Source organism: Rhodoferax sp., from assembly GCF_028688795.1.
In the GTDB taxonomy this organism is placed as follows: Bacteria; Pseudomonadota; Gammaproteobacteria; order Burkholderiales; family Burkholderiaceae_C; genus Rhodoferax.
Genome location: NZ_JAQTXM010000017.1, coordinates 70010 through 87571, shown reverse-complemented (window position 1 = coordinate 87571; position 17562 = coordinate 70010). Strand labels below are relative to the sequence as shown.

Sequence of the window (17562 nt, the reverse complement as noted above, 5' to 3'; positions counted from 1 at the left end):
AATAAGCTGGTGATTTATGACAATAAATACCACACCTCAAAAATCTAGTCAGCGTATTCGCATCGTTCATGTGGTTTACAGCTTTTCGGTTGGCGGGCTTGAAAACATCATCGTACAGTTGATTAATCGTTTGCCCACCGATCGGTTTGAGCACGTTTTGCTTTCACTTACCGATTTTGGTGATTTTGCACAGCGCATTGTGGATCCAGGCGTGAAATTGATTGCGTTGAACAAGCCACCTGGGCACGCAGTGCCGCTTTACCCCAAGATATGGCGGCTGTTTCGACAGCTCAAGCCCGATGTTGTTCACACCTGCAATTTGGCAGCACTAGAACTTGTGCCTATTGCCTGGGCTGCAGGGGTACCGCAGCGGGTGCATGCCGAACATGGCTGGGATGCTCAAGACCCACAGGGGCGCAACCCAAAGTATCAGCGGTTGCGGCGGCTTTATCGCCCGTTTGTCAGTCACTATGTATCAGTGTCCCAAGACCTGGACGATTATTTGGCAAAGTCTATTGGTGTGCCAGCACAACGGCGCAGCCTGATTGCAAACGGTGTCGATACCGATGTGTTTGCACCCACTGCGTACCCGCAGGCACCTGAAGGCTGCCCGTTTGTGCCAGGACAGCATTGGTTGCTAGGTACCGTGGGACGGCTGCAAACGGTAAAGAACCAGCCATTTTTGGCTCAGGCATTTGTCCGGCTACTGGCCACGCACCCGCAAGCCGCAGCGCGTGCCCGCCTGGTCATCGTGGGTGAGGGGCCGTTGCGCCATGAGGTTGAAGGCATTTTGGCAAGCGCCTGTGTGCAGCACCTGGCTTGGTTGCCCGGTGCACGCCAAGATGTCGCTGCCATTTTGCACTGCCTGGATTGCTTTGTGCTGCCCTCACTGACCGAGGGCACCTCTTGCACCTTGCAAGAAGCTATGGCCACTGGCCTGCCCACGGTGGCCACTGCGGTGGGCGGCACACCCGATCTGGTTGAGGTGGGTGGCACCGGGCAACTGGTGCAGCCGGGTGATGTAGATGGCATGGCGCAGGCGTTGTGGGCTTACATGGCTGACCCGGCGCTGGCTTTGCAGCACGGTGGCTTGGCCCGCCAGCACGCACTACAGCGGTTTGCGTTGGCGGGTATGGTCAGCCGTTACGATAGGCTCTTTTCGGCCAAGCACGCCTGTGACTGACAAATTACCCAAAATTGTTGTTTTCTCAAGCCTATTCCCCAGCAAGGCGCAGCCTAACGCGGGTGTATTTGTACGCGAGCGCATGTTTAACGTGGCCCAACAGCTTGACTTGTGTGTGGTGTCGCCCAAGCCGTGGTTTCCGTTGCAGGGGCTGCTGCGGCTGGCCAGACCACATTTCAGGCCCCCAGTGGCTCGGCAAGAGTTGCAGTCTGGCATTGAGGTGTTTCAACCTAGGTATCTCTCGTTTCCGGGTGTGTTGAAGCGCCTTGACGGGGTGCTGATGGCACTAGGTGCCTGGACCACTATCAGGCGGCTTAAGAAGCAGCAGCGCCTGGATGTGCTTGATGCCCACTTTACCTACCCGGATGGCTATGCAGCCACATTGCTGGGCGAGTGGTTTGGCGTGCCCACCACCATCACACTGCGCGGCACCGAGCACCGCCATGCCAAAGACCCCGCCATTTGCGGCCGTATGCAGGTGGCGCTGCAGCGCGCAAGCCATGTTTTTGGTGTGTCAGAAGACCTGTGCAAGGTGGCCCGCCGCCTGGGTGTGCCTGAAGCCAAGCTGCAAGTGGTTGGCAATGGCATAGACCTTGCCAAGTTTAAGCGTGCAGACAAACTGCTGGCACGCCAGGCGCTGGGCTTGCAGGCTGAAGATATGGTGCTGGTGTCGGTAGGGGGGCTGGTAGAGCGCAAAGGCTTTCACCGGGTGATAGAGCTACTGCCCGCACTGGTAACCCAGTTTGCCAGGCTCAAGTTTTTGATAGTGGGAGGGGCAACCGCAGAGGGCAACAACCGTTCCCAGCTAGAGCAACAAGTGCAAACCCTGGGCCTGCAGGCACATGTGCAGTTTTTGGGTGCCAGGCCGCATCATCAGTTGGCTGACATATTGAGCGCTGCCGATGTCTTTGTGCTGGCCACTAGCAACGAAGGCTGGGCCAACGTGTTTTTGGAGGCAATGGCGTGCGGCTTGCCAGTGGTAACCACCGATGTGGGTGGCAACAAAGAAGTGGTGGTGAGTGATGACCTTGGCACGGTGGTGCCCTTTGGTGACAAGGCCGCGCTGCAAACAGCACTCGCAGCGGCGCTGCTAAAACCGTGGAATGCTGCTCAGATAACGCGTTACGCGCAGGCTAACTCGTGGGATCATCGGGTAGCGATACTGACTCAAAAATTTAAGGACTTGAAAAATGGTTGAGGGTGCGCTGTTTTGGCTGGACTTGGGATTGATGATTTACTTGTGCTGGAAAATCATCAAAAAGTCGCGTGGGGAGTCTGTTGACTTGGGCTTGTTTGCCTTTAAGAAAACGGACCAAACAAAATGAGAGACATGGTGATGTTTTTGGCCATGCTCGTCATGGTGCCAATGGCCATTATGAATGGGTTTGTGGCCTTTTTATTTTGGGGCTATACAACGGTATTAACACCAACGCACTATTTGTTTGGTTTTATGCAGGGTGTGCGGTTTAATTTAATATTTGCTGCTATAGCACTAGGTTTACTTTTTTGGGGTCGAGGCAAAGAAAAAGTAAAAAAGCCAGAGCTTGCGGGTACTTATTGGTTGTTAGTTGCATTTTTGATACACGCCAATCTCAGTGCGGCATTTTCATTGTCACCAAACCCAATGGTGATGGATACATATGAAAAAATCATGAAAGGGTTTGCTTTTGTGCTCGCCGTGCCATTTTTTGTTAAAGATAGGATGGGCATTCATGCTGTATTAGCAATGATTGCGCTTGGTTTGGGTTTGCACGGTGTGGTAGAAGGGCTTAAGTTTATTGTTTCTGGTGGTTCCCATCAAATGAGTGGCATACCAGACTCATCACTCACTGATAATAATTTGTTTGCTGTTGCCATGGTCATGGTGTTGCCAATCATTTTGTATTTTTCTACTACCTTAAGTAACAAATATGCCAAAAAATTATCATTAATTGCCTTTTTATTAACCATTTTGACTGTGATTGCTACCAATTCACGCGGTGGTTTTTTGGCATTGGCTGTATTAGGGGTGTGGTATTTTTTTATGAGTCGCCGCAAGGGCGTTGCTTTTTTGGCCATTCTTGTGGGTGTGGTCCTGGTGTTGGCTGTGGCACCAGACAGTTGGTTTGACCGCATCTCGTCCATTGAAACTGCCAATGAAGATAATTCATTTATGAATCGGGTGGCGGCGTGGCGGGTTAGCTTGGCGATAGGGCTCGATAACCCGATTTTTGGGGGTGGATTTTCAGCCATTCAAAACTACTGGATTTGGGACACTTATAAGGCGACGACAAGTATTTTCAATATTGATATGAATTTATATAGCCCCAAGGCAGCGCATAGCATTTACTTTCAGGTGCTGGGTGACATGGGTGTGGTGGGTTTATTTTTATTATTATCTTTGCTGGCAACTGCGAATTCTAATCGAAAGGCAATCCGGAGAAAGATAAAAAATAGCAAGCGCCAAGATTTGGTTTGGGCTATTGATATGGCAGACGCCATGTTTTTGTCTTTGCTTGCCTATATGGTAGGTGGTGCAGGGGTTAGTTTGACTTATTATGAAATTGTATATATTTTAATTTGCCTGCTTTCCGTACTTAACTTACTTGTCGACAAACATATTAAAGGGCAGTTGGATTAAGGTAGCTTGCGCCAATGCAAGGTAATTGGTTGGCGACAAGGTTTTGCCACCCATTTGGTTCAAGAAAAATGATACATATTGGTCTAGCACATTAATAAAGCTGCTTAACTCCTGCTGCGATCTAACATAGCTGGTGTTGCCGGGCACCAGTGATGGGCTGTGGTAGGTCAGCCCAAAATATTGACAACCCTGCTTCAAAAGGCATTGCGTCAGGTGCATGAGCTCCTGACTCGTGTAGCCTTCAGGGGTCAATTTAATCCGCTCCAGCATGCCAATGCGTGATGCTATGCCAGGTAGCCGGAGTCGACGCGCATTGCTGTTTTGCAATAGTGGGTAGAGCTTATGGCCCATGTGGTGCAGCTTGCCAGCGTAGCCTGCTGTAGCTGGCAGCTCAAGCAGGGTTTTGCCAGCAGCTTTAAACCAAAACGGGTTGACTCCATGCCTGGCAAAGTTAGGGCCGCCATCACCGCGCATGTCGGTGTAGGGCACCACGCTGGCATCTATCAGATACCCCAGCCTGGCAATGGTGTCGGCGGTGTGGGGGCCAACGCCATAGCGGCCGGCTTTAAAAACAAGGGGTCGTTTGCCAAAGGCTGCCTCAATGGCATCGGTGAGCATTTCAATCTTTTGGTATTCCAGCGCTTGGGGCAAATTTCCCGCATATGAATTAAAGGTGTTCACTTCTTCCTGATGGGGCGGTGATACCCACGGGTGCAGGTGGGTGCCAATCTCGCACCGGCCCTCATCCATTAAACCGAGCAGCACTTTGACTGCAGCCGGGTTGGTGACCACCGGCCAGTCAATTACATAGGTAGGCACCACGCTATGTTTGTCAAAAACCCGTTGATGCGCCAGTGGCTGGGCGGCGATAGATGTGGTGCTGGTATTGCTTCTGCTAAACGGCTGGCTCCAGTCAAATTCCTCTTCAGTGTCTACCACCACAGTTAAAACCGGTGGTGCACCCGCAGGTAACACCACGGGCTGATGCTCTTGCAGGTTAAACATCACTTCAATCTCTTAGCAAAATTCTTGAGGCACCGGTCAATCAGTGCGTAGGTTATTTGAAACTCGCCGATATCTTTGCCATCGGGGTCTGCAACGTAACCCGCTTCTTTTTCATCGTCAAAAGCGGACAGCAAGATCAGTTTACTCACTTGATCCGGATGCCGTTGTTTGAAGGATTGAAAGTTAATGTCATCAAATATAAAAATCAAGTCAGCCTTTGAAACCAGCTCAGTATCTGTGCATTTGGACAGGTGGTCACTTAAGTCCACATGGCTTAACTTGGCCGCTGCAATGGCGTTGGCTGGCGCTGGCCGTCGGTTGCGCGGCAGCATGCCTGCAGAGTCAACTGCAATGGGTAAATTTTTGCTACTAAATATAGAGCGCGCTATGCGCTCTGCATAAGGGCTGCGGCATATATTGCCTTGACATACAAAAAGCACATGCCGTGGCTTGCTGCTGGTGGCTTTTGCAATGGCCGCGCTGGTTTTGGGCAAAACCGCAGTTGGCAAAAGTCTTTTGGGCAGCCGCTGCGCCAAAAATTGGCGCATCTCGGTCCAGGCCGGGGCAGGGTCGTCTGCTACCCACACATCGTGTTTCTCCCGCAGCAAGATTAGCCGACCAAAGCCCGCTAGCCAACGCAACAAAGCGACACCTAGCGTGATTGGTTGCCTTTTTAGTTGCGCCACCAGTGTGCGCATTTGCCAAATATCTGCAATCAGGTTGCGGTTGTATCTGCCGCTGGGGTAGGCCACGGCGGGAGTTTCTTGCCTGGCACACAGCAACTGGAAAAGCCTATACGGAAAATCCACGCCCCAGGCTACGGGCAGGGGCAAAGAGCCCCAGGGCCGGGCGTTGACTTCAAGCAGCACCCATTGGCCGGTGTGGGTGTTGAGCTTGAACTCAAACATGGCCAGGCCGGTGTAGCTGACAGCCGCCACCATGCGCGCTACGGCATTAAGGCGCTCAGCATTAAGCGGCATGCTTTTGCGGTAGTAGCTGCTGCCGGCCAGTTCATTGGCGCGATGGTGCTCAAACGCTTGCAGTACCTTTCCCTGATGGCACAGCACAGACACACCCAAGCCAACACCTTCGACAATTTTTTCAAAAAATACGCTGTCTGGCGCTGGCTGTTGGCTTTGGAGCCACTGGTTAACTTCCGCAGCGTCTTGCAGAATGCGCACCTGCGTGCGCACATACAGCTGCTGCAGTCTGTAAGACTGGCGGTGCTTGGCCGCGACGGGCAAGCCAAGCTGTGCCTGCAACTGCGCCACGCTGCTGTCTGCCCGCCACACATAGCCATCGGGTATGGGCACGCTGCAACGTTGCGCAAGCTGGCGGGTGTTGAGTTTGTCAAAAAAAGCATCCAACGCCACTGCATCTGGTATGGCCAATACGGTGCTGCCAGGCAGCTCGGCCTGGTGTGCAAACAGGGGCAGCAGGCCCCGCTCTTCGCAGGGCAACACCATATCAAATTGCTCTGCCGCCAGCAGAGTTTGCATAGCGTGCAGCCACTTTGCACCGCCGTCCAGGTAGTAGGGCAACAAATGCACCTTGCGGATGTAGCGCGACTGCAAGGCGGGGGCATCTAGCGTATAGGGGGCCACATGCACCTCTACACCGCGCCGCCCCAAGGAACGGACGCACGTCAAAAAACTGCGGGTATCGTCACCAATGACGAGAACTTTTGGGGGTGAAACCATGTCCTGAGTCTAGCGGACAATTATGAAGGCCTGAGTGACTTGAGCCAGGCCAAGGCGCAGTAGGCGGCCCATTTGAACGAGAACCTGGCACCCAGAGCCTGGCAGGCAAAACCCAGGCTGGCGCGGGCTTGGCCGTGGTCAGCGCAATGCAGCGCCAGCCGCCGAAGCAGGTCGCCCTCGTGGGCAAGACAAAGCTGCGCAATGGCTGGCGACTTGACGCTAGCTGCAATGTGCTGGCTGACCATGGCTGCCACCAGCCAGCGCTCTTGCTGTTGAAGGGCCGATGACACGTTGACACGCCGGGTGGGGTCGGGCACATGGTGCTGGGCCACGGTGGCAGGGGTGTAGGACAGTGCGGTGCTGGCATCAACACAACGCCAAAAAAAGTCGCGGTCTTCTTCGTAGTTGACCGCCTCCCAAAAGCCACCCACAGCCTGCACCACGCTGCGCCGCACACAAATCATATTCAGGTGGCCAAAGCCGCCGCTTTGGATCAAGTCAGCGACGGTAATCGAGCCAAAGCGGTCGGTTAGCATGGGGCGGCCGACAGCGCGTGTGCCCAAAGTGGGCAGCCAAAGGTCACGTACAGCACCGTCTACATGCACAGCCCGCTGGTTGCCGATGCATAGCTCTACTGCAGTGTGGTCTTTGAATAACGTAGCCACTGCGCTCAGGTGGCAGGGGTCTAGCCACAGGTCATCATCATCACAAAAAGCGATGACCTCACCCCGAGCCGAGCGAATACCCAGGTTGCGACTGGCAGAGGGCCCCTGGCCGCGCTGGCCGTCTGTGCCTACAAGCATCAAGCTGAAAGCGCTGCCCAGGCTTTCCATCAGGGCGGGGTAAACGCTGCGCGTGGCAGTGTCTGAACCATCGTCCACCACTAGTACCTCATAACTTTCATGACCCTGGGATTTGATGGCTTGCAGAGCCCGCGCCAGCAGTGGCACACGGTTTCGAGTGGGGACAATGATGGATATCAGCATGGCCTGCCTGCGCTATCGCGTGTTCCACCAGCGCAACAGTGGCCGCAAAACTGCTACCCAAAAGGGTAGCGTCCGGCCAAGCTTTGGCGGGCCACCGCGACCAAACAGCCCATCACTCAGACCTAGCAAGCATGCCTGTGCTTTGGCAGCATGCCCCAGGCCATAGAGTTTTTCGGCCAAATGAAACGAACGGGTGACATATCTCACGCGCAAAAACCTGCGGTAAGCCGCCGGCACATGTGTCAAAGCAAAAAAAACGGCGTTACGGGTCAGGAGGTAAAAAAAATAGGGTTGACGCTGGAACATGTCGCCTTCAAAACATGCGTGCTCTACCTTGGCTTCCAAAACAATGCGGGTGTGCCAACCGTTGGTCACTAGTCTGGCCCCAAAGTCATCGTCTTCGTAGTAGGCAAAGTAGTCGCTGTTGAGCATGCCAATTTCTCGCACAGCAGCACAAGACAGCAGTAACGCAGTGCCTACTGCCCATACTGTCTTGGCATGTGTTTCAAGAAACTTTGGTGCCTCAGCCAAAGAATTGGGCCTTAACGTGTCAATATTAGACCACTCATGACAAGCGCCACAAAAATCTACAATCTCAGGCTGTCCCAACCGAAGAATAATGGGTGAACTCGCACCACACTTAGGATCAGATTCCATCTCTTGCACCAGCAAACCCAATGCATCCGGGTAAACCACCGTGTCATTATTCAGTAACCAAATATAATCATAGGCTTGGTCAAGCGCATACTGAATATTATGATTTTGGCCTCCCGTAAAACCTGTATTCTGAGTGCTAAAGTCAAAAGATACTGACGGGTAAGACTGCTCTAGGACTTTTAATTTAGCTAGTTGATCCAGGGCAGAGCCATTGTCACGCACCCGAATATCGACGCTGAGTTGCTCGTCGACTTGCAGATGCATCAAAGACTGGATGCATTCAGAAGTTTTGTCTGAAGAATTCCAGTTGAGAATGCTGATCAAAACGCGTGTCATGATATGGCCAGAAAGGAATTAACGAGAAGGGTGGGGAAAACCCCTAGTTTTTCTTGCGAGTTGTATGGACCGCCACGGTTTGTCCAGCCGTGCCAAATGCCAAGTTTCAATGCCGAGATAGCATCAATTTGCCCTGGGATATCTGCCTTTAACTTGCGAGCCAGTTGCAGATTCCAGCGGGCTAGGCGCATTAAATCTTTAAAGCTGACATATTTTTTCCAGGTCAAAAAACCGTTTCTTTGGGTGTAGTAATAATAATGTGGTTTTCTAGGGCCGACAGGTTGATGGTGAAGTATCTCAGCATTAAAAACAATTTGGTTGCGGTAACCATTTTTGATAGACCGCATGGAATAGTCAGTATCTTCAGAGTAGGCGAATAGCTTTTCATCCAGCAAGCCAATATGTTTGACAGCGGAACATCTTAAAAACAACGCAGTTCCCCACAAGATAATTTTATCTGGCTGCTCTTGCTGAAGTTCTCTGGCTATATCAATGTCGAGATATTCTTCGACACCTGTCTGCGTAGCATTTAGTAGGCTGATAACGTGCTGTAATTTGTGCGGTGGAGAGAGATTTTTAATGACTGGGCTAAACAATGCACCCTCTGTGTGTTGTTCAGCATGGTCTGTCAAATGTTCAAGGCATTTTTCTGCAACGAGCGCGTCGTTATTTAAAAGCCAAACATACTTGAAATCATGATCAAGAGCATATTGAATAATTTTATTGTGACCACCTGCAAAACCAAGATTAGTGGCACTTGTAATTAACTCAAAACCACTTTGAACCTGTAATTTCTGGATCGAATCATCAGTCGAGCCATTGTCAAGGACAATAATTCTAACATTCGATTGATTGATTTTTTTTAGGGATTCAAGACAATGCAAGGTTTCATCAGCATTATTCCAATTCAAAATACTGATGCATACAGAGGGCTGCAACTGATTGGTTACCATAGTTTTCTAATCAAACGTTGCAAGCGTGAAGCATCAAAAAACTCCATCTGATCAGGAGTTAGATACCCATGCTTGCGTAGCCATAATAAATTAGCCATAGTGTAAGCAGCATTGTTTTTAATTTTGTACAAATTGGCCCCAGCCGGTAATCCCTCTCTTAGGTTACCATCGTAACGATGCAAATATCTAGCGCAGACCATATAGTCTTGCCAATTGGCAGAATTGATGTGGCCCCAATTTTTGGAATGCACATTGTTGGCTAATCTAATGTCCAAGCGACGTTGAGTTTGGGAAGCTGATCTGAATTGAAAATGATGAATGAGAAATAATTTGCTACTGACAACCAATGGATGTGCTTTTTTCTTGATTTGGTCTGCTGTTAATTTTGTTTTAGAGTTGTATTTAAATATGCGAGGCTCACCATAGTTAATCAAATAATGCGGTCTTTGCTCTGCTGCAGCTATATCAGGTTTAAATTCGTGGTTTTTATTGTCATCGGTAAAGTAAAACTGTGCTGAGCGAGTTTCGATAAAATTGGCTTGCTCCAATTCAGCATTTAGAACCACTGGCAACAGGGGTTCTTGGTAGATTTCATCTGCGTCCAGAATCGCAAACCAGTCGCCATCTTGTAACAGGCCTACTTGCCGATAGACATTTTCGTACTTTAGATTGTCAGTAAATTGCTCCAAAAGCTGACTTACAACCACTTGATTGCTGGAGAATTGCTGTGCAGTTTGCAGGGTGGCATCTTTAGAGCCATTGTCATAGATGAATATCTTTTTAAAGCTACCAAACTTGATAAGTGACAGAATGGTTTGAGCCAATATGTCAGCCTCATCCTTGACGATCATAAATCCGTAAATATTCATCCACGCATCCTGCTTAATCTGCTTTTGATAAAACCAACGGCAGTGCTTTCCAAGCCTTCGGGCCGCCCCGCAAGCCGCCAAGTCAACATCAACCAACTTGTATAGAGCACGGCACCCAAGACCACATTACATAACAAGTTAATGAAGGGCTGACTAAAGCTGTTGCCCCATGTTGTTAGTGCACCATACATTAACATGGCGCCACTCAATGGGCGCACTAAAGTGGCTAGCGTTATCGTCAAAGAGAGCTGCATGAATTGACGTGCAGCCAACATCATTAACGCAGCTTGCAGCAAGCCGCTTCCTATGCGCGCCAGCATCAGCCCATGCAAATGGTAGGCGGGTGTCAACACCAGAGCCAGCAAAACAAACGCCAGAAACTCGGTCCAGACAATACGACTTTGCACCCGCACATGACCAGCCACGTTGAGCAGGGTATTGATCGGACTGGTGAGGTACTGCACAACTCCGATGATGGCAAATCCCGCTACAAATGGTGCAGCCTCCAGCCACTGGTTGCCCAATAACAGCAAAGTGGCTTGTGTGCTGACTGCAGCCAGCCCAAATCCTAGCGGCATGGTGATGCTGTTCACACTGCCCAGCGTTTTTAAGGTGGCAGACTTGGCGCGCGCCCAGTCATGCTGCATGGCTGAAAGAATAGGAAACAGGGGGCGCGTGAGCGAGGGGCCTAACTCGCCCGCTGGTAGCCCACCTATATCTGCACCCACGGTATACAAACCGTACTGCTGTGTGCTGCCTATACGACCAGCAATGAGCTGGTCTGTTCGATGCAAGAAAAAGCTGCCAATACCAGTGACAAGTAGCCACTTTGAAATTTTCCAGATTTCACCGATGCATTCGGTACACCAACGAGGGCGGTAAGGATGGAGGCGGTAAGACAAAAACCATTCAACAACAAATCCAGCGACGATACCGCTAACCAGCGCCCTGTAGTCCACAAAATACCAAGCTGCAAGTAATGTGATGCCAACTGACGCTAGCTTTGTATAAAGTGCCTGTTTGAATTCAACGGCAAATTTCAAATCTCGATAGGCCAGAGTCATGCCTATGTTTGAAAAGCCCATAAAGGCCAGGCACATGCTGACCACCCAAAGCACAGGCATCACGCGTGGCTCGTTGAAATAAATCGCTGCAAGTGGTGACACCGCCAACAGCACCAAGGCCATCAGACATCCTTGAATGCCACGCAATGACCAAGCCGAATTAATTTGTGCCATTGAAGGGTTGCTACCTAAACGCACTAGCGCCGAAGCGGCGCCGGTGTTCAAAAAGGTTTCCACCAAACCTACCACCAAAAAAGCCATAGACACAACACCATAGTCCTGCGGCTTTAAAAACCGGGCAAGGATTGCAGTGCTAACCAAGCCAATGGCTTTGACTGACCAACGCATGCCGACTGCCCAAAGAGCGCCGGTCATGAGATTAGCCTTGTGATCGACCTCCGCAGATGGGGGGACAACTGGCATCAATTGCACTCTAGTGCATGCTGTAACAGCTTGGCAGCACCCAGATGTGTTCGAACGGCGTGATCTGACTGGCTGCGTGTGTGATAGCGCACGCGGGCAAGCACACGACGGCACAACGCGGCACGCCCTTTTGAAATGGCCCGTAAGTTGAATTCCCAGTCATTAGTAATAATGCGTTGAAAGGCGGGGTCAAACCCGCCAAAAGGTTCATAAAACGACTTGCGTACTGTCATGTCTGTAACCCACATGCAGGGGTAGCGGATAGACTTGATGTACAGGTCAGGGTCGTCCACATAAAAACCTTGCTCCACCCGAACGCCATCAAAATATCCTTCGGGTGTTGCAAAAAATTTGTCTGGGTAGAACGGTCGGGCATCAAAGGTTGAGAAGTTTACATACGTCAAATCTACCTTGGGGTGGCTGGCCAGCCAGTTGCCAACTACTTCAACATAATCGGGCTCTAGCAAATCATCGGAGTCGCAAAAGGCCACACGTTCTGAAGACGCTTGCGCTACACCTGCGTTGCGCGCCTTTTGAACACCCTGGTTTGCTGTCTGGATATAACGCACATGTCCAGCAAATTGTTGTACAACCTCAGCAGTGTTGTCGATTGAGCCGTCGTCTATCACGATGATTTCGATAAACCGGATGGATTGGTCCAGCGTACCGGGCAGAGTTTGGGCCAAAAGTGGGCCATGGTTGTAAGCGGGGATGATCAGGCTGAGCATGGTGCAAGTGCCGGTCACGCAATTGCGGATGTCGATTTGAGCCAGTCGTTCCGAATGATCAGCAGTTTACCGTTCTGGGTTAGTTCTGGCGCGGCCCAAACAATGTTCCATTCGACCTCATCACCAATCTTGTCACGCAGATATTGCAGCACGCGCGCTTCATCCCAAGAGAAATTGGGGCCGCGAGCCAACCGCACGGTGACCTTGTCGGCATCGGTCTGAATGAACTGGTAGCTGTCAAGTCCGTCGATCCAGCGCATAACCAGCGTGAGGCCCGGCATGGGCACCTTGCGACCACTGGGAAAATGCAGCACATCACCTGCACGGCCATCTACTGGCCCAATGCGCGGCCAGCAAACGTCCGACGCTGATGGCGCACGGCTGTGCCAATGCACGCGGTCACCGGTCTCATAGCGAATAAACGGCATGGCCAAGTTTGAAAACAGTGTAGCCACGGCTCGGCCGGTTTGGGCTAGCGCATGAATTTGCTGGTTTTGCTCGTCCAGCACTTCCAGAATGCCACGATGAAAACTGAGGTGCAGGCCGTCTTGCTCCGGGCCTTCGCAGGCATGCAGGCCACCGTCATTGAGGCCGTATTGGTCAAGCACCTTGACGCCCAGCACCTGCTGGATGCGTTCGCGCACTTCAGGGCGCATGACCTCTGCCGTGCAGACCACGCCTTTCAGTGCAGCAGGCTTGGCATTGAGCTGGGCGAGGTATTCGCACAACTCACGGATGGAGTTGGGGTAACCGTAAATAAGGCGGATTGTGTTGAAGTACGGGGAGGCAACCAGTGCCTTGGCGCGCTCAAGTGTCATGTTGGAGCCGCTGTTGACCCAGCGGTTGATGACTTTGTCTCGGAAGGTGCGCTTGTCGCCCAGCCCCACGCCCACCGATTCGCCGCCCACCACCAAAAACGGGTCGCCAATGCTGTAGCCAGCCCATGACCAGCCTACATACATGTGCGCCCAAGCAAGCTGTTCGTCTATGTCGGTCATGCGAAAGATGATGGGGCGGCCGGTGCTGCCACCGGTGCGCGCCGGGGTGCTTTTGACGCTGGGGTCGGTGGTGGTGAGCGCGTCCAGGTTGTCGCGCACATGGTCTTTGGTTAAAAGCGGCAGTTGCTGAAGATCTGCGACGGTTCTTATTGCTCGGGGGTCGTCGATGGAGCCCTGCCAGTGGCTGCGGTAAAACGGCACATGCTGCCAGCAATAGGGGATGATTTTTTGCAGCTGTTTTTCTTGGTAATGCTGAATTTGCTCAGGTGTCCAGCTAGTGCGCTGTTTCATCAATGCATAGAGCCCAATGCGCTTGGGCACTGCGGCGCAGATCATGGCCTTGTGGAGCAACGTGTTCATGGGTTTGCAGGTTTGGAGGGTGTTTTGGCGTGAATGTGTCGCTTGTTTAGTTTACGTCACGTGAGGTGGGCAATTGGTTGCGCCTTGGGCGCTGAGGCAGATTCTCGCGAGGTTGAGCCGGTAGCCGGTGCCGGTAGGCTGAATTTGAGCGCCACAGCCCATCCGGCAATGATGTAAGCGAGCACTAGGTCGTTTCGGTTATTGAACAGACCGAGTGCTAAATAGGCTACTAAACTTAACTGGAGCATGCTTGCGATATCGGCTTGCCAGGTTGCATTCCGGTTTTGACGAATCCGAATTAAAAGAAGATAAGCAGATAAAAATAAGGCGAGATATAAAAATAATCCGATAAAACCAGTTTCCGCAAGCGCTTGCAGATAGCTATTATGTGCACCTAACCTGCTTTGACCGGGAGAATAAAATTTCAAAAAGTAGGCAAAATTACCTGGGCCTGCACCGAAAATAGGATAATCTTTGGCGATCTCCCAAGCGGAACGCCAAAGTGCCAAACGCCCCTCTGCCGTTGCACGATCTAGCCCAGAAGTAGATTGATTAACATGGGGATCCCACAGTGAACTAAAACGGTCATAGTATTGATTTGGCATGGCCAGTGCAATGATGCCAGCGGTGACACTTAAGATAAAAATCTTCTTTATCCACATTAAACGTAATTGCAGAATAAAGACCAGTACTAAAGCTAATAAAGCAACGGCTGCATTTCTATTTTGAGTCGCTATCAAGAAGAATAGCATTGCAACGGCAATAATGCCATAACCAATGCGCAGATATATTTTCTTCAATATCAGTATGCCAATACCTGCAATGGGTAAACTCATGACAAGCAGTGTTGCTACGTAGCTCTCAAGATAAACACCATCTAGTCCTTGGAGAATTGCCCGTCCGAGTGCTGTGCAGATAATTAGTAGTGCTAACCCGACGTGATAGCTTTTCTTTCGAAGTAGATCTGCAATCAGAACAAACATGATTGCTGCATGAATGTAAGTGACTGGGTCAAATCTCAAGATCGGTCCCCATGGCGTACCTTTTATCCACGCAATAGATATGCTTAACATAAGCCATAAAAAGTAGCTGCTAGCAGTAATTGGAATCAACTTCCATAGTTTAAATGATTCACCTGATTTGCGTTTTTCAATGATCCATGCAGCAAATGCCAGAAGCGCAATGCCATCCCTCAATCTCAAAGATAGAGATATGTCATATTCTGGCCCGTTGCTCGATATGCCATATCCGATTATGATATAAGTAACAACTCCAATGATGGGATGTTCTATGGTGAAAAAAAGAAGAGATAACCCTATGAGCCAATAGGTTAGCCATTCTATTCTTATGCCTTTGGCGTTCCCTGTAATAATTATGTAGATAATAAAACAAAAAACCGCGATGATATAAAGAAAATAAATCCAACGGGAAAATGGATCTTTCTCGGCACGGGGGCGCAGGAGACTAGTGCAAGCGTCGCGAGCGGGATTTATATCAACCGCACCTGATTGCGGGCTCTGACGTAAGTTGCCCGGCGACAACTGTGGTTTCCCAGATTGGCCGAAAAGCGGGAGCGCGAATGGGTTCAGCAAGTTCGTCGTGTCATGAGTTCGCGTGGGGCTTCGGCGGCCAAATGACACAATGAATGACACCAGCACCAGAGCCAGAAACAAGGGTGTTGTGTCGCCGTGATATCCCATTAGGTAAATACGAAAAAGCTCTAGCATCAGAAGCAAAAAAAACACACCGCCGAGCCACAGGGGGGATGGCTGGCTGACAGAGCTTTTCATAAACGTACCAGCCCAAAAAAGCGAGCCGATGACCAGGGCTTCAAATGCGGTTGGAGAAATGTCTTTGGTATTGCCCCACCAAAAAAGGTAAGAGAAGGGGGTCCAAGTGAAAGTTGAGTCGGCTGGCTGGCCTCTGTAGGGTGTTAAAACAGTGATCAAAAAGGCAGTCAAGGCAATCAGCACAACGACCACCCCGGTTCTTTTGTTTGCATCTTTGTCGAACCAATGCCCAAGAAACAGCCCGATGGCTATGCCCAAAAGTGTCTCGCGCCGCAGGCTGCCATAGGCTACAAATATTTCAAGAAAAACCGCCAGACCACCTAAGATGACTACATTGAGCCAACCCGGTCGCAGCCAGTTTGCACGTACGATGGCAACACCGGCAAGTGCTGCCGCCAGAGTGTGCTGCAGCAAGCGCATGGTTTCAAAAGGTGGGGCAAAGATGACCGTTTTTACATGGTCGCGAAGCAGCCCAACATCTAACGTTGGCACAAAGGGAAACGATTCATAGCAAAGCCAGATGGCAACCAAGAGCATGGCATAGTTGTCATGTCGGCCCATGTTGACCTGCAGAAGGCTCTCTGCAGCCAGACGAATCCGACTGAAGGCCAGCATGCCAACGCTCAGGCCGATGGTGTTCCACAGTACATCAGCAACAGAGGAAGTGCGGCTGGGCAGATAAAGCTGTAGCAACTGGATACCGATGCCTAACAACAGCAATGCCACAAATCCCGCGGCGAGTTTGGCGCTTCGAGTGCGAAAGCACGCGTCCAGGCCAATGCCCAAGGGGATGAAAAGCATGAAGTTGTCAACCGCGTCTGCTGCATTGCGCAACATATGCCATTGGGCATAAAACTCAGCTAACGGCTTTGGATCAGATAGAAAATTGAATGGAAAAAGTGAGCCATAAGTAATAAAGATTACAGCAGCCCACAAGAAAACCCACCAGTTGAGGCCACCGGGTGCTCTGGATATGACGCTATTGAGGTTACCGGTGTTGGTGGACATACATGGATAGCCAAAAGTGTGTGTTGAGCTAGCCTTTTAGGTAGCTACATTCATTCTGGCAGAAATGTATGTCAATGCCGGTTCCCTATCTGGATAGGAGTCTGCTAATTGAAAATTTGCGGCTCTATTGCCGTTTCGTGTGGGGCTTAGCATCACGGGCTGGACCCGGCATCCATGCCCCCTGAATGCATGGATTGCAGATCAAGTCCGCAATGAGAACCTGGCCACACAAAGACTCGGTGGCTAAATTTAGGCTATATTTGGCCAACAACCTTTAGTGAGGCAACCATGTCCCTAGCATCACAGATCAAGCCAATTTCATACCTCAAGTCCAACGCAGCGGATATTGTTAAAGAATTTTTGGTTAATCCAGAAGCAATCATCATCACCCAAAATGGTGAAGCCAAAATGGTTGTTATGGACATTGGCTCCTATGAAAGGCTGCAGGAGACGATGGCGTTGCTCAAACTTTTGAGTCTCGGCAGGAAAGATTTGCAAGAGGGTAGGTTTCAGTCAGCGGACGATTTCTTCAATGAGATGGACGCCGAGGCATGACGCGTGCTGCAGTTGTCCTCGATGGTGCCAAGGCAGACTTTTCAGAAATCAAGAAATATGTGAAGAGGCAATTTGGCGACTTGGTTTGGGCTGAGGTCAATCAAGAGTTTAAAGACACCATCAAGCGCATCGCAGCCAATCCCCTGCTTGGCACGCACGTCGAGCAGCTTGCAGGTTTGGGTTACGACAACTTCAGGAAGACTCTGGTAAGGCAGACGCGGGTTGTCTATGAATTCGACAGCCAGCAATTAATCGTCCACATGTTTATTCACACAAAAAGGGATTTCAAAACACACTTGGAAAAAAGGCTGCTGGCGCCGTAGCTGT

The 17562-nt window shown here is 50.7% G+C and carries 15 protein-coding genes; 5 read left to right on the top strand and 10 right to left on the bottom strand.

Annotation, left to right across the window (positions count from 1 at the left end; genetic code table 11):
- Positions 1–16 precede the first annotated feature (16 nt).
- The 3 genes from PHQ58_RS13790 to PHQ58_RS13780 all read left to right on the top strand — a co-directional run bounded on the left by PHQ58_RS13790 (position 17) and on the right by PHQ58_RS13780 (position 3803).
- Positions 17–1183: a TIGR03088 family PEP-CTERM/XrtA system glycosyltransferase gene (locus PHQ58_RS13790; RefSeq protein WP_300111846.1), complete on the top strand. Its 1167-nt coding sequence runs from the start codon at positions 17–19 to the stop codon at positions 1181–1183.
- Positions 1176–2381: a glycosyltransferase gene (locus PHQ58_RS13785; RefSeq protein ID WP_300111844.1), complete on the top strand. Its 1206-nt coding sequence runs from the start codon at positions 1176–1178 to the stop codon at positions 2379–2381. The genes PHQ58_RS13790 and PHQ58_RS13785 overlap by 8 nt, the downstream gene beginning before the upstream one ends.
- Positions 2382–2516: 135 nt before the next feature.
- The gene (locus PHQ58_RS13780) at positions 2517–3803 is read left to right on the top strand and encodes a putative O-glycosylation ligase, exosortase A system-associated (protein ID WP_300111843.1); all 1287 of its coding nucleotides are present in this window, start codon (positions 2517–2519) and stop codon (positions 3801–3803) included.
- On the opposite strand, the gene PHQ58_RS13775 is transcribed toward PHQ58_RS13780, so the two are convergent.
- Genes PHQ58_RS13775 through PHQ58_RS13730 form a run of 10 tightly spaced genes read right to left on the bottom strand, consistent with a single transcriptional unit; the run spans position 3765 to position 16680 of the window.
- A complete protein-coding gene (locus PHQ58_RS13775) occupies positions 3765–4811 on the bottom strand; it encodes a polysaccharide deacetylase family protein (protein ID WP_300111841.1) in 1047 nt (348 codons plus the stop codon). The genes PHQ58_RS13780 and PHQ58_RS13775 overlap by 39 nt on opposite strands.
- Complete coding sequence (locus tag PHQ58_RS13770; protein ID WP_300111839.1) at positions 4808–6508, bottom strand: ATP-grasp domain-containing protein; 1701 nt, start codon at positions 6506–6508, stop codon at positions 4808–4810. The genes PHQ58_RS13775 and PHQ58_RS13770 overlap by 4 nt, the downstream gene beginning before the upstream one ends.
- Positions 6509–6528: 20 nt before the next feature.
- Positions 6529–7494, bottom strand: a complete 966-nt coding sequence (locus PHQ58_RS13765; RefSeq protein ID WP_300111837.1) for a glycosyltransferase family A protein — start codon at positions 7492–7494, stop codon at positions 6529–6531.
- Between the two features lie 12 nt (positions 7495–7506).
- Positions 7507–8487: a glycosyltransferase family 2 protein gene (locus tag PHQ58_RS13760; protein ID WP_300111835.1), complete on the bottom strand. Its 981-nt coding sequence runs from the start codon at positions 8485–8487 to the stop codon at positions 7507–7509.
- Positions 8484–9440, bottom strand: a complete 957-nt coding sequence (locus PHQ58_RS13755) for a glycosyltransferase family 2 protein (protein ID WP_300111833.1) — start codon at positions 9438–9440, stop codon at positions 8484–8486. Before PHQ58_RS13755 ends, PHQ58_RS13760 begins: the two co-directional genes overlap by 4 nt.
- A complete protein-coding gene (locus PHQ58_RS13750) occupies positions 9434–10309 on the bottom strand; it encodes a glycosyltransferase (protein WP_300111832.1) in 876 nt (291 codons plus the stop codon). The genes PHQ58_RS13755 and PHQ58_RS13750 overlap by 7 nt, the downstream gene beginning before the upstream one ends.
- Positions 10306–11796 carry an oligosaccharide flippase family protein gene (locus tag PHQ58_RS13745; RefSeq protein WP_300111884.1) on the bottom strand — a complete coding sequence of 497 codons (1491 nt, stop codon included), beginning with the start codon at positions 11794–11796 and terminating at the stop codon, positions 10306–10308. The genes PHQ58_RS13750 and PHQ58_RS13745 overlap by 4 nt, the downstream gene beginning before the upstream one ends.
- On the bottom strand, positions 11796–12524 hold the full coding sequence (locus PHQ58_RS13740) for a glycosyltransferase family A protein (RefSeq protein WP_300111830.1): 729 nt from the start codon (positions 12522–12524) through the stop codon (positions 11796–11798). Before PHQ58_RS13740 ends, PHQ58_RS13745 begins: the two co-directional genes overlap by 1 nt.
- A 14-nt stretch (positions 12525–12538) precedes the next feature.
- A complete protein-coding gene (locus PHQ58_RS13735; RefSeq protein ID WP_300111829.1) occupies positions 12539–13882 on the bottom strand; it encodes a hypothetical protein in 1344 nt (447 codons plus the stop codon).
- Between the two features lie 56 nt (positions 13883–13938).
- Positions 13939–16680, bottom strand: coding sequence for an O-antigen ligase family protein (locus PHQ58_RS13730; RefSeq protein WP_300111827.1), 2742 nt, complete (start codon positions 16678–16680; stop codon positions 13939–13941).
- Positions 16681–16968: 288 nt separating this feature from the next.
- On the opposite strand from PHQ58_RS13730, the gene PHQ58_RS13725 reads away from it, so the two are divergent.
- The gene (locus tag PHQ58_RS13725) at positions 16969–17235 is read left to right on the top strand and encodes a type II toxin-antitoxin system Phd/YefM family antitoxin (RefSeq protein ID WP_300111826.1); all 267 of its coding nucleotides are present in this window, start codon (positions 16969–16971) and stop codon (positions 17233–17235) included.
- Positions 17232–17558, top strand: a complete 327-nt coding sequence (locus PHQ58_RS13720; RefSeq protein ID WP_300111824.1) for a type II toxin-antitoxin system RelE/ParE family toxin — start codon at positions 17232–17234, stop codon at positions 17556–17558. The genes PHQ58_RS13725 and PHQ58_RS13720 overlap by 4 nt, the downstream gene beginning before the upstream one ends.
- The last annotated feature ends 4 nt before the right edge of the window (positions 17559–17562 follow it).